Origin of the sequence: Campylobacter sp., assembly GCF_020024835.1 — a bacterium.
Classification (GTDB): domain Bacteria; phylum Campylobacterota; class Campylobacteria; order Campylobacterales; family Campylobacteraceae; genus Campylobacter_D.
The window spans coordinates 1-4,050 of the sequence record NZ_JAHHTD010000062.1; the positions used below are offsets into that span (position 1 = coordinate 1).

Sequence of the window (4,050 nt, forward strand, 5' to 3'; positions counted from 1 at the left end):
CCTTCTATTACGCCAAGATCAATTTCCTTCTCTAAAACACTTTTTATGATATTTTTACTATTATCTAACATAAGATCTAATTTTATATTATCATCTTTTTTATCTAAAACTCCACAAAGTAGATAAATACCGATATTTTGACTAACCTTCATACTTAATTCGTAAAAATTATCATCTTGCATTTGCTTTTGTATGCGTTCAAATTCAAAAATCAAAGGAGAAATTTGTTTTAAAAATACCTTACCTTTTTCATTTAAACTTAGAAATTTTGAATTTCTATCAAATAATTTTACATTTAAATTTTTTTCTAATTCAAAAATAGCCAACGAAAGTGCAGCTTGAGTAATATTTAATTCCTTTGCACAAGATCTTAAATTTAGATTTTTACTTAGTGCTTGAAAATATTTTATTTGCTTAAAAGTCAAAATAATTTTTAATATATAAACATATTTTTATATTTATAAAAATAAAATTAATTTTTCTAATCATTTAAAAAAAGCTAAAATTGCACAGAAACTATAAAAAAGGAATTATATGCACAACAAAAGAAAAAATATCTACAAAGGTAGAAAATTTGAAAGTGCTATGTTATTAATTGTATTAGCATTTTGTTCATATGCTGTATCAGAACTTTCATTTTTTAAAAATTATGGGATTTCAGCTTTAATTGTAGCAGTGCTTATTGGAGCTATGATAGGAAATTTTGCACATCAAAATACAACTTTACTTAAAAAAACAGGAATCTTAAATATAGCTACAAAACAAGTTTTGAGACTTGGCATAATACTCTATGGCTTTAGAATTACTTTTTATGACATACAACAAGTTGGAATGGGTGGTATTTGCGTAGCTTTAATAATAGTATTTTCTACATTTTTTATAGGACTTTTACTTGGGAAATTTTTCAAACTTGATTTAAAAGAAAGTATGTTAATTAGTAGTGGTTCTAGTATATGTGGTGCAGCAGCAGTAATGGCTAGTGAAAGCGTAATAAAAGGTGGTCCAGATAGAGTTGGTATAGCTATTTGCACCGTGGTTGTTTTTGGAACTTTGGGAATGTTTTTATTTCCTATTGCTTGGAATTTAGGTTGGTTTAATTTTTTTGATATAAATCATATGGGATATTTTATGGGTGCTACTTTGCACGAAGTTGCACACGTAGTTGCTGCAGGAGAAGCCATAAAAGCTGGAGATAGTGCTGTTATTGAAAAAATGATTAGAGTTTTAATGCTAGTTCCATTTTTAGTATTTCTTGCAATTTTTTCTTTAAAATTTTTAAACAAAAATGGTGAAAAAGTTGGTATAAAAGATAATATTCCTTATTTTGCTTTATGGTTTTTAATAGCAAGTGCAATTAGTTCTTTAGATATACTAAATACTGATTTTGCTATAACTTATATAAAATCAACAATTGCAATTATAGATACACTTTTGCTTTCTATTGCTATGGTGGCATTAGGTGTCAATATACATAGAAATGTTATTTTAAAAGCAGGATTTAAACCTTTTCTTATGGCTTTGGCACTTTTTGTATGGCTTATAGTATCAGGAATTTTTCTCATTAGCCACTTTATGTAATTTTTACTTTTTATTTCTATGTATTTTAAATTATATTTAATCTTAGCACCACCATAAGCCTTTTATTTTTTAATTTTGCGTTTTTTGTGTGATTAAAACGCCTTCTATTATCTTTTTAATATCACCATCTAAAATACTATCAACTTGAGAATATGCTTCATTAGAACGATTATCTTTAACTTGCTGGAAAGGAAAAAGCACATATGATCGAATTTGATGTCCCCAGCCTATTTCACTTTTTTCACTTGCATTAGCTTCATCTTGTTGCTTCATAAGCTCAAGCTCATAAAGACGAGATTTTAGCATTTTAAAAGCCGTAGCTTTATTTTTGTGTTGGCTTCTATCATTTTGACATTGCACCACTATACCTGTTGGAAAATGCGTAATTCTTACGGCTGATTCTGTTTTATTTACATGTTGCCCTCCAGCTCCACTTGCTCTATAATAATCAATTCTTATATCTTTTTCTTCAATTTCTATTTCTATATCATCATCAAGCTCAGGACTTACCATTACACTTGAAAAACTTGTATGACGACGTCCTGCACTATCAAAAGGACTTGTTCTAATTAATCTATGAATACCATTTTCAGCTTTTAAATACCCATAAGCATTCTCGCCTTTAACTAAAAAACTTACATTTTTAATCCCAGCTTCATCTCCTTCTTGAAAATCTAAAGTTTCTACTTTAAAACCTTCTCTTTCACAAAATCTTAAATACATTCTATAAAGCATACTAGCCCAATCATTACTTTCAGTCCCACCTGCACCAGGATGGATAGAAATAATAGCGTTTTTACTATCATTTTCTCCACTTAAAAGCATAGAAATTTCAAGACTTACTATAAGCTCTTCTAAATTTAACGCATCATCAAATAAAGCTTTTATAGTCTCATCATCATTTTCACTACTTGCAAGCTCAAACAATCCGCTAGCATCATCTAAAGCATTATTTGCACTCTCATATTTTTTAAGTAAATTAGCTATTTTAGTTTTTTCTTTTCCTATAATGCCAGCTTGCTTGATATCACTCCAAAAATTTGGAGAATTTTCTAAATCCTCTATCTCTTTTAATCTTATTTTAATGCTTTGTGGTTTTATAATAGAAGCTATATTTCCTACTTTATTTTTAAGCTTTTTTAAAAGCTCGCTATATTCATAATTATCCATAAAAATCTTTCTTTCTAATTTTAAATAATTTAATTTTTTAATTCTAGCAAAAATTAGAAAGAAATTATTAATTTTACTTAGTTTCCTTGTTTTAACTTCCTAAATTATAAGTTATAACTTATTTTATACTTCTTTAAAATAATACAAATCTATAAAGTTTTAAAAACAATTCATTCTTTTGACAAATCCTCTTTTCCATCTAATTCCTCACACATTTTTTCAAATTCTTGATAATATTTCCAAGATGCTACTATATCTGGACGATGTTGTTTGATGTAAGCAAATTCATTATCAACTATAGATTTTAAAATACTACAAGCTTGTTTATTGTTCTTAAAGTATTCAATAATATCTTCTTGCGTTATTTTTTTATCTTCTAGTGGCTGATATCTCAATTTTATTTTTTTTACAAAGTCATTAATATAATTTCTAATTAAATTTTTAGCATCATTATCTAAAATATTATTTGCATTATTAAGTATATGAATATTTAATAATATATTATTTATATTTAGATATTTATCAAAAAATAATAAGGTATCATCTCTATTTGCGGTATTTGATTGAAAATTAATAACCACATCAATATTATAATTATTTATAACAATCTTTAAAGTCATAGGTAAAACAACATGAATGAGACTAGTATAAGATGAAATTTTACTCTGAAAAAAAATTTTATCTTGTATATTTGGCTTATCAAAACCAAATTGATTGGAAAAATTACACATAGTATCAAAAGCATATTGTGCATCCACTTTTTTCATATCTAAAATTATAATCTCATTATTTGGAAAATAATTTAATATGCTTTGCTGAGTATAACCATAATTTTGCATTCCATATAAATCAAAATTAGATATATTTTCTTTATTATACTGATAATAACTATTAGGTAAATATTGATCATAACTATCATCTAATACATCCACCTCTCTAACATCTCCATTTCTATAAATAGACACATTTAAAGCGGTTTTTAGTATTGATATTGGATCTCTATAACATACTAAAATTTTAACTTTTTTTTGAATTAAAGAAAAAGTTTTTCTTCGCTCATATTCATCAATAGAAATTATTCTTTCACCTATATGCAAAACGTTAAAACCATCAGAATAATATATTAAATAATTATAATAAAAACTATATCTACCAAATCCATCACTCCAACCAGCCCAACCAATATTAACATTGCATTTTCTAAGAAATTCCATAAAAGAACTCGCACCATTACAATGACCAGAAACAAACACAAACTCATAATTATCCGGTAAAGGTAAATTCATTTCCCATGCAAGTTCA

The 4,050-nt window shown here is 26.3% G+C and carries 4 protein-coding genes; 1 reads left to right on the plus strand and 3 read right to left on the minus strand.

The window, feature by feature from the left end; translation table 11 throughout:
• Positions 1-425, minus strand: a 425-nt coding sequence (locus tag QZ429_RS07450) for a LysR family transcriptional regulator (protein WP_291953341.1), incomplete at its 3' end; no start/stop codon positions are given.
• Positions 426-534: 109 nt separating this feature from the next.
• Here QZ429_RS07450 and QZ429_RS07455 point away from each other — a divergent pair.
• Positions 535-1,578, plus strand: coding sequence for a YeiH family protein (locus QZ429_RS07455; RefSeq protein WP_291953343.1), 1,044 nt, complete (start codon positions 535-537; stop codon positions 1,576-1,578).
• A 69-nt stretch (positions 1,579-1,647) separates the two neighbouring features.
• On the opposite strand, the gene prfB is transcribed toward QZ429_RS07455, so the two are convergent.
• Together prfB and QZ429_RS07465 are read right to left on the minus strand one after the other, a co-directional pair.
• Entirely contained in the window at positions 1,648-2,748 is a 1,101-nt protein-coding gene (prfB, locus tag QZ429_RS07460; RefSeq protein WP_291953345.1) for a peptide chain release factor 2, read from the minus strand.
• A gap of 170 nt (positions 2,749-2,918) precedes the next feature.
• Positions 2,919-4,050 (minus strand): DUF2972 domain-containing protein (locus QZ429_RS07465; protein ID WP_291953347.1); only part of this gene is annotated, 1,132 nt, incomplete at its 5' end.